This window comes from Streptomyces alboflavus, assembly GCF_000716675.1.
Lineage (GTDB): Bacteria > Actinomycetota > Actinomycetes > Streptomycetales > Streptomycetaceae > Streptomyces > Streptomyces alboflavus.
The window spans coordinates 1-18,085 of the sequence record NZ_JNXT01000077.1; the positions used below are offsets into that span (position 1 = coordinate 1).

The 18,085-nt window shown below is 71.9% G+C and carries 18 protein-coding genes; 11 read left to right on the plus strand and 7 right to left on the minus strand.

The window, feature by feature from the left end; all coding sequences use genetic code 11:
- Window positions 1-154: 154 nt before the first annotated feature.
- Window positions 155-1,030, plus strand: a complete 876-nt coding sequence (locus OO63_RS36835) for a PHP domain-containing protein (RefSeq protein ID WP_030359787.1) — start codon at window positions 155-157, stop codon at window positions 1,028-1,030.
- A 146-nt stretch (window positions 1,031-1,176) separates the two neighbouring features.
- Window positions 1,177-1,779: a MarC family protein gene (locus tag OO63_RS36840; RefSeq protein ID WP_030359788.1), complete on the plus strand. Its 603-nt coding sequence runs from the start codon at window positions 1,177-1,179 to the stop codon at window positions 1,777-1,779.
- A 130-nt stretch (window positions 1,780-1,909) separates the two neighbouring features.
- Here OO63_RS36840 and OO63_RS46175 read toward each other — a convergent pair whose 3' ends face one another.
- Window positions 1,910-2,062, minus strand: a complete 153-nt coding sequence (locus tag OO63_RS46175; protein WP_016644538.1) for a hypothetical protein — start codon at window positions 2,060-2,062, stop codon at window positions 1,910-1,912.
- A 215-nt stretch (window positions 2,063-2,277) separates the two neighbouring features.
- On the opposite strand from OO63_RS46175, the gene OO63_RS36845 reads away from it, so the two are divergent.
- Window positions 2,278-3,216, plus strand: a complete 939-nt coding sequence (locus OO63_RS36845) for an NYN domain-containing protein (RefSeq protein WP_234311251.1) — start codon at window positions 2,278-2,280, stop codon at window positions 3,214-3,216.
- 18 nt (window positions 3,217-3,234) lie between these two features.
- On the opposite strand, the gene OO63_RS36850 is transcribed toward OO63_RS36845, so the two are convergent.
- On the minus strand, window positions 3,235-4,131 hold the full coding sequence (locus OO63_RS36850; protein WP_030359790.1) for an alpha/beta fold hydrolase: 897 nt from the start codon (window positions 4,129-4,131) through the stop codon (window positions 3,235-3,237).
- 432 nt (window positions 4,132-4,563) lie between these two features.
- Window positions 4,564-6,150, minus strand: coding sequence for a DEAD/DEAH box helicase (locus OO63_RS36855; protein WP_030359791.1), 1,587 nt, complete (start codon window positions 6,148-6,150; stop codon window positions 4,564-4,566).
- 477 nt (window positions 6,151-6,627) lie between these two features.
- Here OO63_RS36855 and OO63_RS36860 point away from each other — a divergent pair, with 477 nt between their 5' ends.
- A complete protein-coding gene (locus OO63_RS36860) occupies window positions 6,628-7,416 on the plus strand; it encodes a ferritin-like fold-containing protein (RefSeq protein ID WP_031192744.1) in 789 nt (262 codons plus the stop codon).
- 29 nt (window positions 7,417-7,445) lie between these two features.
- Here the strand turns inward: OO63_RS36860 and OO63_RS36865 are convergent, their stop codons facing one another.
- The 4 genes from OO63_RS36865 to OO63_RS36880 all read right to left on the minus strand — a co-directional run bounded on the left by OO63_RS36865 (window position 7,446) and on the right by OO63_RS36880 (window position 9,422).
- A complete protein-coding gene (locus tag OO63_RS36865; protein ID WP_030359793.1) occupies window positions 7,446-7,715 on the minus strand; it encodes a hypothetical protein in 270 nt (89 codons plus the stop codon).
- A gap of 283 nt (window positions 7,716-7,998) precedes the next feature.
- Window positions 7,999-8,226 (minus strand): DUF3107 domain-containing protein, encoded by a 228-nt coding sequence (locus OO63_RS36870; RefSeq protein ID WP_030359794.1) that lies wholly within the window; start codon window positions 8,224-8,226, stop codon window positions 7,999-8,001.
- 146 nt (window positions 8,227-8,372) lie between these two features.
- A complete protein-coding gene (locus tag OO63_RS36875) occupies window positions 8,373-9,014 on the minus strand; it encodes a TetR/AcrR family transcriptional regulator (RefSeq protein WP_030359795.1) in 642 nt (213 codons plus the stop codon).
- Window positions 9,015-9,194: 180 nt separating this feature from the next.
- On the minus strand, window positions 9,195-9,422 hold the full coding sequence (locus OO63_RS36880; protein WP_030359796.1) for a hypothetical protein: 228 nt from the start codon (window positions 9,420-9,422) through the stop codon (window positions 9,195-9,197).
- A 126-nt stretch (window positions 9,423-9,548) separates the two neighbouring features.
- Between OO63_RS36880 and OO63_RS36885 the strand changes: the two genes are divergently transcribed.
- The 7 genes from OO63_RS36885 to OO63_RS36910 all read left to right on the plus strand — a co-directional run bounded on the left by OO63_RS36885 (window position 9,549) and on the right by OO63_RS36910 (window position 17,972).
- Complete coding sequence (locus OO63_RS36885) at window positions 9,549-10,592, plus strand: alpha/beta fold hydrolase (RefSeq protein WP_030359797.1); 1,044 nt, start codon at window positions 9,549-9,551, stop codon at window positions 10,590-10,592.
- Between the two features lie 8 nt (window positions 10,593-10,600).
- Window positions 10,601-12,079, plus strand: a complete 1,479-nt coding sequence (locus OO63_RS36890) for a DUF3152 domain-containing protein (protein WP_030359798.1) — start codon at window positions 10,601-10,603, stop codon at window positions 12,077-12,079.
- Window positions 12,080-12,157: 78 nt separating this feature from the next.
- Window positions 12,158-12,250, plus strand: a complete 93-nt coding sequence (locus OO63_RS47640; RefSeq protein WP_335756093.1) for an Ms4533A family Cys-rich leader peptide — start codon at window positions 12,158-12,160, stop codon at window positions 12,248-12,250.
- Window positions 12,251-12,452: 202 nt separating this feature from the next.
- On the plus strand, window positions 12,453-14,180 hold the full coding sequence (locus OO63_RS36895; RefSeq protein ID WP_033264816.1) for an ABC transporter substrate-binding protein: 1,728 nt from the start codon (window positions 12,453-12,455) through the stop codon (window positions 14,178-14,180).
- A gap of 35 nt (window positions 14,181-14,215) precedes the next feature.
- Window positions 14,216-15,214 carry an ABC transporter permease gene (locus OO63_RS36900; protein ID WP_030359800.1) on the plus strand — a complete coding sequence of 333 codons (999 nt, stop codon included), beginning with the start codon at window positions 14,216-14,218 and terminating at the stop codon, window positions 15,212-15,214.
- Window positions 15,215-15,234: 20 nt separating this feature from the next.
- On the plus strand, window positions 15,235-16,272 hold the full coding sequence (locus OO63_RS36905; RefSeq protein WP_125262206.1) for an ABC transporter permease: 1,038 nt from the start codon (window positions 15,235-15,237) through the stop codon (window positions 16,270-16,272).
- Entirely contained in the window at window positions 16,269-17,972 is a 1,704-nt protein-coding gene (locus tag OO63_RS36910) for a dipeptide ABC transporter ATP-binding protein (RefSeq protein ID WP_078619599.1), read from the plus strand. Before OO63_RS36905 ends, OO63_RS36910 begins: the two co-directional genes overlap by 4 nt.
- Window positions 17,973-18,085: the final 113 nt, after the last annotated feature.

Here is an 18,085-nt window from a genome sequence, read left to right on the forward strand (position 1 = left end):
GCCCGGGGCAAGGTTGGGCGGGCGGGTGGGAGAGAGCCCGTCCGGCGATTGAGGACGAGGCGCGGAGCGCCGAAAAGGGGGGAGAGGGGCGCAGCCCCAGGCCAGTTATCCTTGAGGCCGTCCCCCGTCCGTCCCGAGAAGCGTGGAGCCCTGCGTGCGAATTGACCTGCACACCCACTCCACCGCGTCCGACGGCACGGACACCCCCACCGAGCTGGTGCGGAACGCCGCCGCGGCCGGCCTGGACGTGGTCGCGCTGACCGACCACGACTCCACCCGCGGCCACGCGGAGGCGATCGCCGCGCTGCCGCCCGGCCTCACCCTCGTCACCGGCGCCGAGCTGTCCTGCCGCCTGGACGGCGTCGGGATGCACATGCTGGCGTACCTCTTCGACCCCGAGGAGCCGGACCTCGCCCGGGAGCGCGAACTCGTCCGCGACGACCGCGTGCCGCGCGCCAAGGCGATGGTCGGCAAGCTCCAGGAACTCGGCGTCCCCGTCACCTGGGAGCAGGTCGCGCGCATCGCGGGCGACGGCTCCGTCGGCCGCCCGCACGTCGCGGAGGCCCTGGTCGAGCTCGGCGTCGTACCGGACGTCTCGGCCGCCTTCACGCCCGAGTGGCTCGCCGACGGCGGCCGCGCCTACGCCGAGAAGCACGAGCTCGACCCCTTCGACGCGATACGCCTGGTGAAGGCCGCGGGCGGCGTCACCGTCTTCGCGCACCCCGCCGCCGCCCAGCGCGGCAAGGTGGTGCCCGAGTCGGCGATCGCCGAGCTGGCCGCGGCGGGCCTCGACGGCATCGAGGTCGACCACCCGGAACAGCTGGCGTACGCGCCCGAGTCCGGCCCCCGCCTGCGCGGCCTCGCCGCCGACCTCGGGCTGCTCGTCACCGGGTCGAGCGACTACCACGGCACGCGCAAGACGTGCGTACTCGGGGAGTACACCACCGACCCCGAGATCTACGGCGAGATCACGCGCCGGGCGACGGGAGCGTTCCCGGTGCCGGGCGCGGGCGGAGGCCCGTCGGCGTAACGCGCCACCGTCCGCGTCCCGCGCCGCCCTCGTCCCCGTAACGCTCCACCACCACCGTCCGCGGCACGCGCTGCCGTCCTCCGCGGTACGCGTCCCCGGGCTACCGCCCGCTGTTCTGTACGACTCTCCTCTGCAAGGCCATCACTGTGTTCGACGTCGCCGTCTTCGGATCCCTCTTTCTCACCCTTTTTGTCATCATGGACCCCCCTGGGGTCACGCCGATCTTCCTCGCGCTGACCTCGGGCCGCCCCGCCAAGGTCCAGAAGAAGATGGCCTTCCAGGCCGTGTGTGTGGCCTTCGGGGTCATCGCCGTCTTCGGCGTCGTGGGCCAGCAGATCCTCGACTATCTGCACGTCTCCACCCAGGCGCTGATGATCGCGGGCGGTCTGCTGCTGCTCCTGGTCGCGCTCGACCTGCTCACCGGCAAGACCGACGAGCCGCAGCAGACCAAGGACGTCAACGTCGCCCTGGTCCCGCTCGGCATGCCGCTGCTCGCGGGACCCGGCGCGATCGTGCAGGTGATCCTGGCCGTCCAGCACGCCAGCGGCATGGAGCAGGTCTCCGTGTGGGCGGCGATTCTGGCCATCCACGTGGTGCTCTTCGTGGCGATGCGCTTCTCGCTGCTGATCATCCGGGTCATCAAGGACGGCGGTGTCGTGCTCGTGACGCGGCTCGCCGGAATGATGTTGTCGGCGATCGCCGTGCAGCAGATCATCAACGGCGTCACGCAGGTGATCCGCGGCGGTTGAGCGCCGGTCGGTCCCGGCGGTGTGATTGCGCCGTGCGGGTGACCCCGCCCACGCACAGAGCCCTGTACGGCACCGGACGCGCCGGTGTCGTACAGGGCTCTGAAGTGTGTGATGAGGCCGTTCGGCGCCGTTATGAGGCCGAGGCGTCGGCCGGACGGATGTAGAGGCGCTGCCCTATGGCGGCGGCTTGCTGCACGATCCGGTTGACGGAGGCGGCGTCCACGACGGTCGTGTCCACGGCGGTGCCGTCGACGTCGTCGAGTCGCATGATTTCGAAGCGCATGGGCTTCTCCCTTCGTCTGGTGATCCTCCTGAAGGAGAACTGCTGGCTACGTAGGGTGCAACGGCTTGACTCCCTCAAACATTCCCTACGCTAAAGAAAATTTTCGCGAGACTAATGAACGTCTTGTTTCGTGACTGTATCGCGGCTGGTTGTGTTCGCTGAGTGACCGCTACCGGTTGTGCCTGCTGAGTGACGGGCGACACAATGCGTTGCGTATGGACATGGACGAGACCATTGACGAGTTCGGTGAGAGCACGGTCCGTGAGATCGGCGAGATCACCCTCCGGCTTGAGCGCACCAACGGCCTCCTGGAGCGCATGCTCGCCGAGGTCGCGAAGACCCCGTCCACGCACGCGATCTTCGTCGACGCCGGCTATCTGTACGCCGCCGCCGGACGGCTCGCCGCGGGCACCGAGGACCGACGGGCCTTCGACCTCGACGCGGAGGCGCTCATCGACGCACTGATCGACAAGGCGCGCACGATCTTCGCGGACAGCAGACTGCTGCGCGTGTACTGGTACGACGGCGCGAGACGCCGCATCCACACCTCCGAACAGCAGACGATCGCCGAGCTCCCCGACGTCAAGGTGCGGCTCGGCAACCTCAACGCCAACAACCAGCAGAAGGGCGTCGACTCGCTGATCCGCAGCGACCTGGAGTCCCTGGCACGGCACCGCGCCATCAGCGACGCCGCGCTCATCGGCGGCGACGAGGACCTGGTCTCCGCGGTCGAGGCGGCGCAGGGGTACGGCGCCCGCGTGCACCTCTGGGGCATCGACGCGCCCGACGGCCGCAACCAGGCGGAGCCGCTGCTGTGGGAGGTCGACAGCCAGCGCACCTTCGACGCGGACTTCTTCAAGCCGTTCGTGACCCGCCGCCCCGCCGTCCCGTACGAGGGCGCGCAGGCCATGCCCCGGCCCTCGCGGGAGGACGTGCGCTTCGTCGGCGCCCAGATCTCCGCACGGTGGCTCTCCGCCCGCGGCCGGGAGGCGCTGGTGGGGCTGCTGCCCGGCCACCCCTACCTGCCCGGGTCCGTCGACCAGGAACTCCTCGTCGAGGCGGAGCGGCTGCTCGACTACTCGCTGCGTGGCCAGTCCGACCTGCGGCGGGTGCTGCGGGACGGCTTCTGGGACCACTTACAGAAGTGCTACTGACGCAGGAGTGCCACCGAGCTAGCACGGGCCTCCGCTGCGGTCGGCGGCCCGGTCCCAGAAGGCGGCCAGGGCGGCCGCCGTCGCCGCCGGGCGGTCGGTGTTGGGGGAGTGGTTCGCGCCGGTGACCACGGTGCGGTGGGCGCGCAGACGGCGCGCCATCTCGTCGAGGAGCGGCACGGGCCAGGTGTCGTCGCTCTCGCCGGACAGCACGTGCTTGGGCAGGGGTACGGCGGCGAGGTCGTCCACGCGGTCGGGTTCGGCGCACAGTTGCCTGCCGGTGGCGATGAGCTGGGACGGGTTGTTGCGCAGCCAGCGCGCGCGCAGCGCCGTCGCGTCGGCGCCGGCGCCGTCTGCGTTCACGCTCACGTCCTCCACCGGGTCGAGGGCCTGCATCGCCTCCCACACGACGTCCATCGGGTGCGCCGCGACGGCGTCCGTGAGGAGCGTGGCGCGGGTGCGCTGCGACGGGGAGACGCGGGCCGGGCCCGAGGCGACGAGGGTGAGCGAGGCGAAGGTGCCCCTGGGGGCGAGGAGGACGGCGGCGCGGGCCACCAGGCCGCCCAGGGAGTGGCCCATCAGGTGCGGCGGGCCCTCGTCCGGGGTCCGGGCGGCCGCCGCCTGGGCGAGCACGTCCTGTGCCAACTCCGCCTGGGCGTACGCCGATTCGTCGTCCGGGCCCGGGGATTCGTACTGGCCGCGGCCGTCGACGCAGACGGTGCGGTAGCCCGCGTCGGCGAGGGGGCGGAGCAGGGCGATGAAGTCCTCCTTGCTCCCCGTGTACCCCGGCAGGAGCAGGGCGGTGCCCTTGGCCCGGCCGGTCGGGCGGGTGTCGAGCACGGCGAACTCGCCGCGCTCCGTCCGGAGGGGGTAGGCGAGGGTGCCCTCGGGCGGGGTGAAGGTGGGGGGCCTGCTCATGCCCCAGAGGCTACTGGCCCCTGGGCATTGGGGGACGGTGCCCTTGCGGCCTGGGCTGTGCCGACCGTTCCGCAAGCTCTCGGCTTCGCTCGAGCGGGGGAGGGCCCTGTCGTCCTGCGGAACGATTGCCCACAGCAGGGGACGGCTGGAGCGGCTACACCCCTGCCTGGGCGACCCAGCTGCCCACAGTGGTGGGCCGGGTTGTGGCCGTTTGTCCGCAGACGGGGCGCTGACGCCGAACGGCCGGAAGTGGCACTGGCGGGCTGAAGGCTGCGGACCACTGGAAACGGGATGGGGGTCCCCCCTGCTCTTTGAGAGCTTGGGGGAGGGTGGGAGAGGAACCGCCGCGGAGCGGCGGGGAAGACACGACCGCGCCCGGGGGCTGGTGGCCTCCGGGCGCGGTGGTCGGGGTCCGGCGAGGACCCCGTGGGGCTAGTTGTCCGAGGCCTCCGCCGACTTGCGGGTGCGGCGGCGGCGCGGCTTGGCCGGCGCCTCCTCCGCGGCCGGGGCGGCAGCGGCAGTCGGCGCCGACGCGGTCGCCTTCGGCTCGGCCGCCGCGGAGTCCGACCCCGCACGCGTCCGGCGCCGGCGGCGCGGCGTACGCGGCGCGGCTTCCTCGGTCACCGCGGCGGCAGCCGCAGGCGCCGCCTCGGCCGGAGCGACCGTCGGCGTGGCCTCGGCGTCGAGCGGCGCCCCCGCGCGGGTTCGACGCCGGCGGCGCGGCGTACGCGCGGGACGCTCGGCCTCCTCGGCCTGCGGCCGGGCAGCGGCACGCTCACCGCGGCGCGGCCCGCCACGGGAGCCGCGCGAGCCCGAGCCACGGGCCCCGGTCTCACCGAGGTCCTCGATCTCCTCCGCGTCGAGCCCGGCACGGGTGCGCTCGGCACGCGGCAGGACACCCTTCGTACCGACGGGGATGCTCAGCTCCTCGTACAGGTGCGGAGAGCTGGAGTACGTCTCGACCGGGTCGTTGAAGCCCAGGTCCAGCGCCTTGTTGATGAGCTGCCAGCGCGGGATGTCGTCCCAGTCGACGAGCGTGATCGCGGTGCCGGAGGCGCCGGCGCGGCCGGTGCGGCCGATCCGGTGGAGGTAGGTCTTCTCGTCCTCGGGCGACTGGTAGTTGATGACGTGCGTGACGCCCTCGACGTCGATGCCGCGGGCGGCGACGTCGGTGCAGACGAGCACGTCCACCTTGCCGTTGCGGAAGGCACGCAGGGCCTGCTCGCGGGCGCCCTGGCCGAGGTCGCCGTGGACCGCGCCGGAGGCGAAGCCGCGCCGCTCCAGCTGCTCGGCGATGTCGGCGGCCGTCCGCTTCGTACGGCAGAAGATCATCGCGAGCCCGCGGCCATCGGCCTGCAGGATGCGGGAGACCATCTCCGGCTTGTCCATGGAGTGCGCGCGGTAGACGAACTGCGCGGTGTTCGCGACGGTGTGGCCCTCGTCGTCCGGCGCGGTGGCGCGGATGTGCGTGGGCTGCGACATGTAGCGGCGGGCGAGGCCGATGACGGCGCCCGGCATCGTCGCGGAGAAGAGCATCGTCTGGCGCTTCACCGGCAGCATGTTGATGATCTTCTCGACGTCGGGCAGGAAGCCCAGGTCGAGCATCTCGTCGGCCTCGTCGAGGACGAGGCACTTGACGTGCTTCAGGTTCAGCTTGCGCTGTCCGGCCAGGTCGAGCAGGCGGCCCGGGGTGCCGACGACGACGTCGATGCCCTTCTTGAGGGCCTCGACCTGCGGTTCGTAGGCACGGCCGCCGTATATGGCGAGGACGCGGACATTGCGCGCCTTGCCCGCGGTCAGCAGGTCGTTGGTGACCTGCTGGCACAGCTCGCGGGTGGGGACGACGACGAGGGCCTGCGGGGCCTCCGTCAGCTGCTCGGGCGTCGCCCGCCCGGCCTCGACGTCCGCGGGGACGGTCACGCGCTCGAGGAGCGGCAGGCCGAAGCCCAGCGTCTTGCCGGTGCCGGTCTTGGCCTGGCCGATGACGTCGGTGCCGGAAAGGGCGACGGGGAGCGTCATCTCTTGGATGGGGAAGGGGTTGATGATGCCGACGGCCTCGAGGGCCTCGGCTGTCTCGGGAAGAATCCCGAGCTCTCGGAAAGTCGTAGTCAGGGCAATGCCTCTTCTGTGAGACGCGGCGCGAGGCGAACGCATGGGGGTCGTGACCGTGCCGGGGACTGCCGGCCGCCTGCTGGAAAGAGCCGGGCGAGCCGGGTGGTACGGGACCACTGCCGACGCTCGAGCGCTCACACCGCTGAGGGGGTCCCTCCGCTTGCCGTACGCACGGTGCGTACGCCCTGGAGGGCTGTCTGGTCGGAGCCGATCGGGCCACCGACCGGGCATCCTCATTCATGCGGCCCGTCGAATATTCGGCGGGCGCATTACCACTGTACCCCGGAATCTCGCATGCGTGTCCGGCGAATTCCTCACGTTGCTGTCGTCACAGTGGTTGACCAGGCCCTTACGCCATCCGGTGGGCGGGCTATTGTGCGCTTCATGGAGACGCCTGACACCGCCGCGCAGCCGCCCGAAGACAACGAAGAGCACGAAGGCAACGCAGACAACGCGGACACCGATTCCGCCGCCCCCACCGGGGTCGCCGCCCAGGACTGGAAGACAGCCTCCGCCGACCCGCAGTACCGCGCCGCCGTCGTGGACCTCCTCGGCGCCCTCGCCTACGGCGAGCTCGCGGCGTTCGAGCGGCTCGCGGAGGACGCGAAGCTGGCGCCGACCCTCGGTGACAAGGCGGAGCTGGCGAAGATGGCGTCGGCCGAGTTCCACCACTTCGAGCGGCTGCGGGACCGGCTCGCGGCGGTCGGTGAGGAGCCGACGGCGGCGATGGAGCCCTTCGTCGAGGCGCTCGACGGCTTCCACCGGCAGACGGCGCCGTCCGACTGGCTCGAAGGCCTGGTCAAGGCGTACGTCGGCGACTCGATCGCGAGTGACTTCTACCGCGAGGTCGCGGCCCGCCTGGACGGGGACACCCGCAGCCTGGTGCTCGGCGTCCTCGACGACACCGGCCACGCCAGCTTCGCCGTGGAGAAGGTGCGGGCCGCGATCGACGCCGACCCGCGTGTCGGCGGGCGGCTCGCGCTGTGGGCGCGACGGCTGATGGGCGAGGCGCTCTCGCAGTCGCAGCGGGTCGTCGCCGACCGGGACGCCCTGTCGACGATGCTGGTCGGCGGGGTCGCCGACGGGTTCGACCTGGCGGAGGTCGGCCGGATGTTCTCGCGGATCACCGAGGCGCACACGAAGCGGATGGCGGCGCTGGGTCTTGCCGCCTGACTGCTGCCTTTCGTGACTCCGCTCCGCCGTCAGGCAGGGGCCTGGCGGCGGTGCAGACGGCGGGTGGGGCGAAGCAGCAGGGAGAGGAGCGCGGCCGACACGGCCAGGGCTCCGACCAGGGTCGTGGGGCTGCTTCCGGGGCCGAGCGCCATGTGCGTGATGAACGCTCCGATCAGTGCGCCGCCCACGCCGGTCGCGAGGACCAGCGTCCGTGCGGGCAGCCGGTGCGGAAGGCGGCGGGCCGTCGCCCAGGCGAGGGCCAGGCCGATCAGTGCGGAGCCGAGTGCTTCGAGGATCACGGTGTGTTCCCTCCCTTGAATGGACCAGGTGCAAAACGGTCGTAGCCGGTCTTACCCCGGCTGCCGGAACACAACCCTCCATACCCACCGCGCACCGGAGCGCGGACGGCGGTGAACTCGGCGCACCCGCCACGTAGTCGAGGCACCCGCGGCGGAGCCGCCGCGTGTGCGCACCTGGCGGAAGGGCCACGGTGCGCACACGGCGGAAGGACCACGGGTGCGCACATGACGGAAGGGCCCGGAGGCGATGCCTCCGGGCCCTTCCGTCGTCCTGCGTGCGGTCCTACAGGGCGCCGAAGCCCACCTTGCGCACGGTCGGCTCGCCGATCTCCACGTACGCGAGGCGGTCGGCCGGCACCAGGACCTTGCGGCCCTTGTCGTCCGCCAGAGTCAGCAGCTGGGCCTTGCCCGACAGGGCGTCGGCCACCGCGCTCTCGACCTCCTCGACGCTCTGACCGCTCTCCAGAACGATCTCGCGAGGCGCGTGCTGCACGCCGATCTTGACCTCCACGCTTTGTCCCTCCGACGGTCAGTGATGTGCGCGGTCGCCCGCGCCGTACCCAGCACAGATTAGCCCGGAGAGGGGACAGGATCGGTTCCGGCCGTGCACGCCAGGAGCGAACACGGCGGCCGCGGGGGACGGGAACAAACGCGCGGTCAGTGACCTTCGGCGCCGTGCAGCGGGAAGCCCGCGATGCCGCGCCAGGCCAGCGAGGTGAGCAGCTGCACCGCCTTCTCGCGCGGGACGCCGCCGTCGCTGTGCAGCCAGTAGCGCGCGACGACCTGGGAGAGGCCGCCGAGACCCGAGGCCAGGAGCATCGACTCGGCCTTGGAGAGTCCGGTGTCCTCCGCGATGACCTCGCAGATCGCCTCCGCGCACTCCAGGGTCACCTTGTCCACGCGCTCGCGGACCGCGGGCTCGTTCGTCAGGTCCGACTCGAAGACCAGGCGGAACGCGCCGCCGTCGTCCTCGACGTACCCGAAGTAGGCGTCCATCGTCGCGCCGACGCGCTGCTTGTTGTCCGTCGTCGACGCGAGCGCCGCGCGCACCGCCTGCAGCAGGTTCTCGCAGTGCTGGTCGAGCAGCGCCAGATAGAGGTCGAGCTTGCCGGGGAAGTGCTGGTAGAGCACCGGCTTGCTGACGCCGGCCCGCTCGGCGATGTCGTCCATGGCGGCCGCGTGGTACCCCTGGGCCACGAAGACCTCCTGGGCCGCGCCCAGGAGCTGGTTGCGTCGGGCACGGCGCGGCAGGCGTGTGCCCCGCGGGCGCGCCGCCTCTGTCTGCTCGATGGCTGTCACGCCGCCTCCCAAAGTCGTCCTTGTGCTGCGGTGTGCGCCGCGCCGCCATCGTACTTTTCGGTAACTGTGATGTGCGCGGTGCGAGCGCAGAATTTCACGGACTGGATGCCCTCGACAGATCCGCGCAGCCGTGCGTAGCAGGGCAAACACGGGCAGCTGTGTGTTTGTCGGCCGCCCGGATCAGCGGTAGTCGTCCTCGTCGAGGGACACCACGCGCGCCTGTTCGGCCACATCGGCCTCATTGGCGGCGTCCGGGTCGCGGTCCTGGAGGGAGTCGTCCCGCTCGGGGGTGAGGTCGGCGTGCTGCTCGGCCGCGTCCGCCTCGGGGGTCTCCGTGTTGCTCTCGTCCCCGGTGTCTTCTTCCTCGAATTCCTCGAAGGTCTCCGGGTCGCTGGGGTCGACGGTCATGTGGACTCCTAGGCTCGCTTGTCTATGAGCCTAGGGAAGACGTGCGGGAGCCGCTACGCGATCTGTACGGGATCTGTGATGCCGAACACGCGATCCCACGCGTGATCGTCTCGTAACATTGCCCGCATGCCTTCGACCGAGTTGCCGCATGTGCTGGCCGCTGCCGCCGCCCCCAAGCCGGGCGCCGTCGCCGTCGCCGAGGGCGAGCGGCTCGCCTCGGTCACGCTGCCCGGACTCACCCTGAACGTGCGCTCGCGCCCGTCGACGCGCCCCGGACTGCCGCCCGCGCTGTACGTGCACGGGCTCGGCGGGTCCTCCCTGAACTGGTCGGCGCTGATGCCGCTGCTCGAGGACGTCGTGGACTGCGAGGCCCTCGACCTGCCCGGCTTCGGGGACTCGCCGCCGCCGGACGACGGCGACTACTCGGTCACCGGGCACGCGCGCGCGGTCATCCGCCACCTGGACGCCAGCGGACGCGGTCCCGTGCACCTGGTGGCCAACTCGATGGGCGGCGCCGTGTCGACACGTGTCGCCGCGGTCCGGCCGGACCTGGTGCGCACGCTCACGCTGATCTCGCCCGCGCTGCCCGAGCTGCGGGTGCAGCGCACGGCGGTGCCCACGGGCCTGCTCGCCGTGCCCGGCGTCGCGGGCCTGTTCACGCGGCTCACCGAGGACTGGACGGCCGAGCAGCGGGTGCGCGGTGTGCTCGGGCTCTGTTACGGGGATCCGGGGCGGGTCACGCCCGAGGGCTTGCGGGCGGCGGTGCGCGAGATGGAGCGGCGCCTGGCCCTGCCGTACTTCTGGGACGCGATGGCCCGGTCGGCCCGCGGCATCGTGAACGCGTACACCCTCGGCGGCCAGCACGGTCTGTGGCGGCAGGCCGAGCGGGTGCTCGCGCCGACCCTGCTCGTGTACGGCGGCCGGGACCAGCTTGTGTCGTACCGCATGGCGCGCCGGGCGTCGGCCGCCTTCCGCTACTCCCGGCTGCTCACGCTGCCGGACGCGGGGCACGTGGCGATGATGGAGTATCCGGAGACCGTGGCCACCGCGATTCGTGAACTTCTGGCCGATACAGGGGAGTTGGCCGGTCCGGATGAGTTGAGTGAGACGCCTGGTGTGCGCGATGGTGGCCGTGTGAGCGACCATCGCGATTCGGGTACGAGGAGCTGAGGCGCCGCGTGGGACGTCATAGCCGCCGCGGCCCGGCCGCCGCATCGGGTACCACCGGCACCTCCGGCATAGGGGGCACCAGTCCCCGGACACAGCCGACCCAGCCGACCCAGGCGCCCCCGGCCGCCTCCGCCGAGGACGGCGGCTCCGGCCGCCGCAGACGCGGCACGGCCCCCGACGGCACGCCCGCCCACGGCATCCCCCAGGCCGTGCCTCCGTACGGCGACCCCGCGCACACGCCCGCCCACGGGTTCCCGCAGCACACCCCGCCGCACGGCGTGCCCCGGCAGACCCCGCCCGGCGGCACCCCGCACGTGCGCGGCGGGCACCCCGAGCAGCGGGAGGCCGGGGGCGGCTGGGGCGAGGTCGCCGGCGCCGGGCCCCGGATGGGGGCCGGGTACGGCGTCGTGCCGCCCGGGACGCGTGGGGCGGGGCCCCGGCGTGACTATGTGGACGCCTTCGACGGCGACCTCTCCGACCTCGACGATCCGGACCTGTTCGCCGCCCGCGGGGTGCCCCCGCGGCGCACCCCGCCCCGTGACCCGTACGAGTCCGTGACGGCGTGGGAGTCCGACGGCTTCGACGGCGGTGACGGCGGTGGGTCCGATGACGACGGCGACCCGTACGGCGACGACGACGGCAGGCCCGGCGCCCGTACCGCCAAGGGCCGCGAGAAGAACCGTGCCCGCACCGTCACCGGCATCGCCGCCGCGGCCGTCACCACCGTCCTCGCCGTCGTCGTGGCCGGTCAGGTCGCCGACGGCGGAGGCGACGACAGCTCGCCCGCGCAGGCCGCGGACAAGGGCGGCGACACCCGCGACGGCCGCGACCCGGCGTCCCGCTCGGACGACCGGCCGACGCCCACCAAGCCCGCGCCGCCCCGCCCCGCGACGTACGACGAGAAAATGGGCAAGAAATACCCGCTGGACGCGAAACTCGCCGCGTCCGGGGATTTCGAGGCCATCCGCGGATTCGACAAGGCGCCGGGCAAGGGACAGAAATTCCGCTACCGCGTCGACGTCGAGAAGGGCATGGGCCTGGACGGCAACCTGTTCGCGGAAGCCGTGCAGAAGACCCTGAACGACAAGCGGAGTTGGGCGCACGGCGGCGGCCGCACCTTCGAGCGGATCTCCTCCGGGAAACCCGACTTCGTCATTACGCTGGCCAGCCCTGTGACCACCGCGAAATGGTGCGCCAAATCCGGACTCGACACGCTCCAGCAGAATGTGTCGTGCGATTCCGCGTCGACTGAACGCGTCATGATCAACGCCTATCGGTGGGCCCGGGGCGCCAAGACCTACGGCGACCGCATCCACCCCTACCGGCAGATGCTCATCAACCACGAGGTCGGCCACCGGCTCGGCTACGGCCACGTCGACTGCCGCCGCGACGGCGAGCTGGCGCCGGTCATGCAGCAGCAGACCAAGTTCCTCGACCACGACGGGATCCGCTGCAAGGCCAACCCCTGGGCGTTCCCCGAGAGTTGAGCCGGTCCCGGCACCGGAACGGGGGACGAACCGGGCATCGCGTTGACTTTCCGCGCGGCATCGTCCATATTTCTCCGCATGTCGATCCGTCACGCCTCCGTGAGCGCCGCCCTTGAGCTGGCGCTGTTCGGCGTGACCGCGCTCTGCGTGGCCGACATTCACTGTCGCTGACGCCCGCCCCCGGCGAGTGCGTCGCTTCTGCTTCGTTTGTCCTGGCCCTGCCGCAATTCTCCCCGCCGTGTGCCCGAACCGCCTTCGAGCGGTGCGCGCGGTGGGCCGCGGCGGGCCCGAAGCCGCGCTCGGCGTGCTGCGCCCCGGGTGGGCTCTCGCGAATCCTTGAATCTTTCTCTTTCGCTTTCCGAGAGGCACTCCGATGCGTCTGCGTCGTCAGAAGTCCGTCATATCCCGTCGCGTGGCAGTGGCATCCGCCACCCTGGTCGTGCTGTCCGTCGGCGCCGCCGCATGCGCGGGCCCGGACGACAAGAGCGCGGCGGGCGGCGGCGGCAAGCCGCAGCGGGGCGGCACGCTCACCGTCCTCAACAGCAGCCCGCAGAGCGACTTCGACCCGGCGCGCCTCTACACCTCCGGCGGCGGCAACGTCCCGAGCCTCGTCTTCCGCACCCTGACCACCCGCAACCGCGAGGACGGCGCCGAGGGCACCAAGGTCGTCCCCGACCTCGCCGAGGGCCTCGGCAAGCCGAGCAAGAACGCCACCGTGTGGACGTACAAGATCAAGAAGGGGGTCAAGTTCGAGGACGGCACGCCGGTCACCACCAAGGACATCAAGTACGGCATCGAGCGCTCCTTCGCCGCCGAACTGTCCGGCGGCGCGCCCTTCCTGCGGGACTGGCTCATCGGCGGCGCCACGTACCAGGGCCCCTACAAGGACAAGAAGGGCCTGGACTCCGTCGAGACGCCGGACGACCAGACGATCGTCTTCCGCCTGAACAAGCCCGTCGGCGACTTCGACTACGTGGCCACGCAGACCTCGTTCGCGCCCGTCCCGAAGGCCAAGGACAAGGGCACCAAGTACGAGGAGCACCCGGTCTCGACCGGCCCCTACAAGGTCGTCAAGAACAGCGGCGACGGCGAGCGGCTCCAGCTGGAGCGCAACCCGCACTGGTCCGCCGAGACCGACGCCGAGCGCAAGGCCTACCCCGACAAGATCGACGTCCGCTCCGGCCTCAACTCGTCCGTCATCAACCAGCGGCTCTCCGCGAGCCAGGGCGCCGACGCCGCCGCGATCACGACCGACACCAACCTCGGGCCCGCCGAGCTCGCCAAGGTCAGCGGCGACAAGAAGCTCGCCGCGCAGGTCGGCACCGGCCACTTCGGCTACACCAACTACCTCGCCTTCAACCCGAAGGTGAAGCCGTTCGACGACCCCAAGGTCCGCCAGGCCATCGCCTACGCCGTCGACCGCACCTCCGTCATCAACGCCGCCGGCGGCTCCTCCCTCGCCGAGCCCGCCACCACGTTCCTGCCGAACCAGGAATCCTTCGGATACACGAAGTTCGACCACTTCCCCGCGGGCGCCTCCGGCAACGCGAAGAAGGCCAAGGAGCTCCTGAAGCAGGCCGGTCACGAGGACGGCCTGACCATCACGCTCACGCACTCCAACGACAAGAACTTCGAGACCAGCCCCGAGATCGCCACCGCCCTCCAGGACGCCCTGAAGAAGGCCGGCATCACCGTCAAGCTCCAGGGCCTGGAGGACAACGACTACGAGGACAAGGTCCACGACGCCAAGGACGAGCCCGGCCTGTTCCTCGCCCACTGGGGTGCCGACTGGCCCTCCGGCGGCCCCTTCCTCGCCCCGATCTTCGACGGCCGCCAGATCGTCGAGGACGGCTACAACTTCAACTCCAGCTTCCTGAACGACAAGTCGGTCAACCGGGAGATCGACGAGATCAACCAGCTGACCGACCACGCCGCCGCCGCGAAGCGCTGGGGCGCCCTCGACAAGAAGATCGGCGCCAAGGCCCTGAACGTGCCGCTGTTCCACCCCGTCTACAAGCGCCTGTACGGCAAGGACGTCAAGAACGTCGTCATCAGTGACTGGACGGGCGTCCTCGACGTCTCCCAGGTCGCGGTCAAGTAGCACGGCACCGATCCACGGATTCAGGTCAACCTGTCATGAGTGAGGCCCTGTTGGCCTCGGAGACCCCGGGGACGGGTGCCGCCACGGCACCCGCCCCCGCCTCCGGAGCCCGTCAGTTCTGGCGGCGGCTGCGCACGCAGCGCGCCGCCCTCGTCGCGGCGGCCGTCGTCGCGCTGCTCGTCCTGGTCGCGCTCGCCGCGCCCCTGCTCACCGCCCTGGAGGGCCAGGACCCCACCTCGTACCACCCCGGTCTCGTCGACTCCGCCCGCGGCGGTGTGCCCGTCGGCTCGTTCGGCGGGATGAGCGCCGACCACTGGCTCGGCGTCGAACCGCAGACCGGCCGCGACCTGTTCGCACGGCTCGTGCACGGCGCCCGGGTGTCCCTCGGCGTCGCCGTCGTCGCCACCGTCCTCCAGGTCGCCATCGGTGTCGCCGTCGGGCTCGCCAGCGGCCTCGGCGGGCGCTGGCTCGACCAGACGCTCAGCCGCGCCACCGACGTCATGGTGGCGCTGCCCCTGATGGTCCTCGCGCTCGCGCTGCTCGCCGTCGTGCCCAGCGGCTTCCCGCGGCCGGTGCTCGTCGCGCTGGTCATCGGGTTCGTGGGCTGGGGCGGGATCGCGAAGGTCGTGCGCGCCAAGACCATCTCGCTGAAGTCCCTCGACCATGTCGCGGCGGCCCGGCTCAGCGGCTGGGGCGGCGTCCGGATCGCCCGCCGCGAGCTGCTGCCCGCGCTCGCCGCGCCCGTCATCACGTACGCGGCGCTGCTCGTCCCCACCAACATCACCGTCGAGGCGGCCCTGTCCTTCCTCGGCGTCGGCGTGAAGCCGCCCACCGCCTCCTGGGGACAGATGCTGACCTCGGCCGACGTCTGGTACCAGGCGGCCCCGCAGTACCTGCTGCTGCCCGCCGCCGCCCTGTTCGTGACCGTGCTCGCGCTCACCGTCCTCGGCGACGGCGTGCGCACCGCCCTCGACCCGCGCGCCGCGTCCCGGCTGCGGATCGGCACCGGACGCAAGCGGGAGGGCGCAGCGTGACCGCGACTCTCTCCGCCTCCGTGGCCACCAAGGCCCGTGGCTCGCTCGGCGGTCTGCTCGGCGGCGGCTTCACGGGCTTCGTCCTGCGCCGGGTCCTCGGCGCCCTCGTCACCCTCTTCGTGCTGTCCGTCGTCATCTACGCCGTCTTCTACGTGGCGCCCGGCGACGTCGCCCAGATCACCTGCGGCCCGCGCTGCTCGCCCGCCCAGGTGCAGCAGGTCTCGGACCAGCTGCGGCTCGACGACCCGTTGTACACGCGCTACCTGGACTTCCTGCGCGGCATCGTCGTCGGCCACGACTACTCCACCGGCACCGGCGTGCTGCACTGCGACGCGCCCTGCCTCGGCCTGTCGTACCAGACCGACCAGCAGGTCACCGAGCTGATCCTGAACAAGGTGCCCGTCACCGGATCGCTCGCGCTCGGCGCGATGGTGCTGTGGCTGATCCTCGGCGTCGGCACCGGCGTGCTCTCCGCCTGGCGGCGCGGCCGCGCCACGGAGCGGATCCTGACCGGCGTCACCCTCGCGGGCACGGCCACGCCCGTGTTCGTGATCGGCCTGATCCTGATGATCCTGGTCTGCGGCCAGCTCCAGTGGCTGCCCTTCCCGCAGTACGTGCCGTTCACCGACGACCCGCAGCAGTGGGCGTGGAACCTGCTCCTGCCCTGGGTGTCGCTCGCGCTCATCGAGGCCGCCAAGTACGCCCGCCTCACCCGCGCCTCGATGCTGGAGACGCTCGCCGAGGACCATGTGCGCACCTTCCGCGCGTACGGGGTCAAGGAGCGGTCCATCGTCGGGCGGCACGCCCTGCGCGGCGCGCTCGCCCCCGTGATCGCCCTCAGCGCCAACGACTTCGGGTCGATGTTCGGCGGCGCGCTGCTCACCGAGACGCTGTTCGGCCTGCCCGGGCTCGGGCGCGAACTCGTGCACGCGGTCCGGGTCGTCGACCTGCCGGTGGTCGTCGGCATGGTCATGGTCACCGGCTTCTTCGTGGTCCTCGCCAACGCCGTCGCGGATGTGCTGTACGCGGTGGCCGACCGACGGGTGGTGCTGTCATGAGCCCCGACCAGAGTCTCGTTCAAGTGGACGGTCTGAGCGTCGAGTTCGGCGACGTGCGCGCCGTGGACACGGTCTCCTTCACGCTGGAGCGCGGCGGGGCGCTTGGCCTCGTCGGCGAGTCCGGATCCGGCAAGTCGACCGTCGCGTCCGCGCTGCTCGGGCTCCACCGGGACACGGGAGCCCGCGTCACGGGCTCCGTACGTGTCGGCGGCACCGACGTCGGCGCCGCCACGGACGCCGAACTGCGCGGGCTGCGCGGCCCGGTCGCCTCGATGGTCTTCCAGGACCCGCTGTCCTCCCTCGACCCGTACTACGCGGTCGGCGACCAGATCGCCGAGGTGTACCGGACACACGCCAAGGCCTCCCGGCGCGCCGCCCGGGCCCGCGCCGTCGAGGTGCTCGACCGCGTCGGCATCCCCGACGCGCCGCGCCGCGCCCGGTCCAGGCCGCACGAGTTCAGCGGCGGCATGCGCCAGCGCGCCCTGATCGCCATGGCGCTCGCCTGCGAGCCCCAGCTGCTCATCGCCGACGAGCCGACGACCGCCCTCGACGTGACCGTGCAGGCGCAGATCCTCGACCTGCTGCACGGTCTGCGCGAGGAGACCGGCATGGGCCTGCTCCTGGTCACGCACGACGTCGGCGTCGCGGCGGAGAGCGTCGACGACGTGCTCGTCATGCGGCACGGGCGCGTCATCGAGCGCGGGGGCGTCGCCGACGTCCTCTCGGCACCGCGGGAGACGTACACCCGGCAGCTCCTGAGCGCCGTGCCCCGCGTGGACGCCGTCCGCGAGGAGCGCTCCGCCGACCTGGGCGACGTGGTGGTCGAGGCCGACGGTCTTCGGCGGGAGTTCGGGCGCGGCAAGGGGGCCTTCGTGGCCGTCGACGGGGTGTCGCTCAGCGTGCGGAGCGGCGAGACGCTCGGCGTCGTCGGCGAGAGCGGCAGCGGCAAGACGACCCTCGGCCGGATGCTCGTCGGCCTCCTCGAACCGACGGCCGGGCAACTCCGCCACGGGGGTGCGGAGAAGCAGGCCAAGGGCGTCGTGCCGGGGGTGCAGATGGTGTTCCAGGACCCCGTCTCCTCGCTCAACCCGCGCCGCTCGGTCGGCGAGTCGATCGCCGACCCGCTGCGGGCGCGGGGCGACCGCGACGAGGACGCGATCCGCACCCGCGTCCGCGACCTGATGACGCGCGTCGGCCTCGACCCCGCGCACTACGGCCGCTACCCGCACGAGTTCAGCGGCGGCCAGCGCCAGCGCGTCGGCATCGCCCGCGCGCTCGCCGCCGAGCCCCGCCTCATCGTGTGCGACGAACCGGTATCCGCCCTGGACGTCACCACGCAGGCGCAGGTCACGGCGCTGCTCGCCGAACTCCAGCGGGAGCTGGGGCTCGCCCTCGTCTTCGTCGCGCACGACCTGGCGGTGGTCCGTCAGGTCAGCGACAAGGTCGCGGTGATGCGGCGCGGACGGATCGTCGAGTACGGCTCCGTGGACGAGGTGTACGGCGCGCCGCAGGACCCGTACACACAGCGGCTCCTCGCGGCCGTGCCCGCGCTCGACCCGGCGGCCGCGCACGAGCGGCGGGCGGCGCGTCGGCGCGTGGCGGCGGCCGCACGGGAGGCGCGCGCGGCGGGCACGGAGGGCGCAGAGAGCGCGGAGGGCGGCGAGGGCGGCGGCACCGGGAAGGAGCTGGCCGCAGCGTGACGCTCGGTGAGGATCTGTCGGGTGGATTCTGGTTTCTTGTGGCTTTTGCTGCGCTGTAAGCCAGTCGCACGTCCGCCATAGCGCGACGGAACGCGACCGGCGCGGGAAAGTTA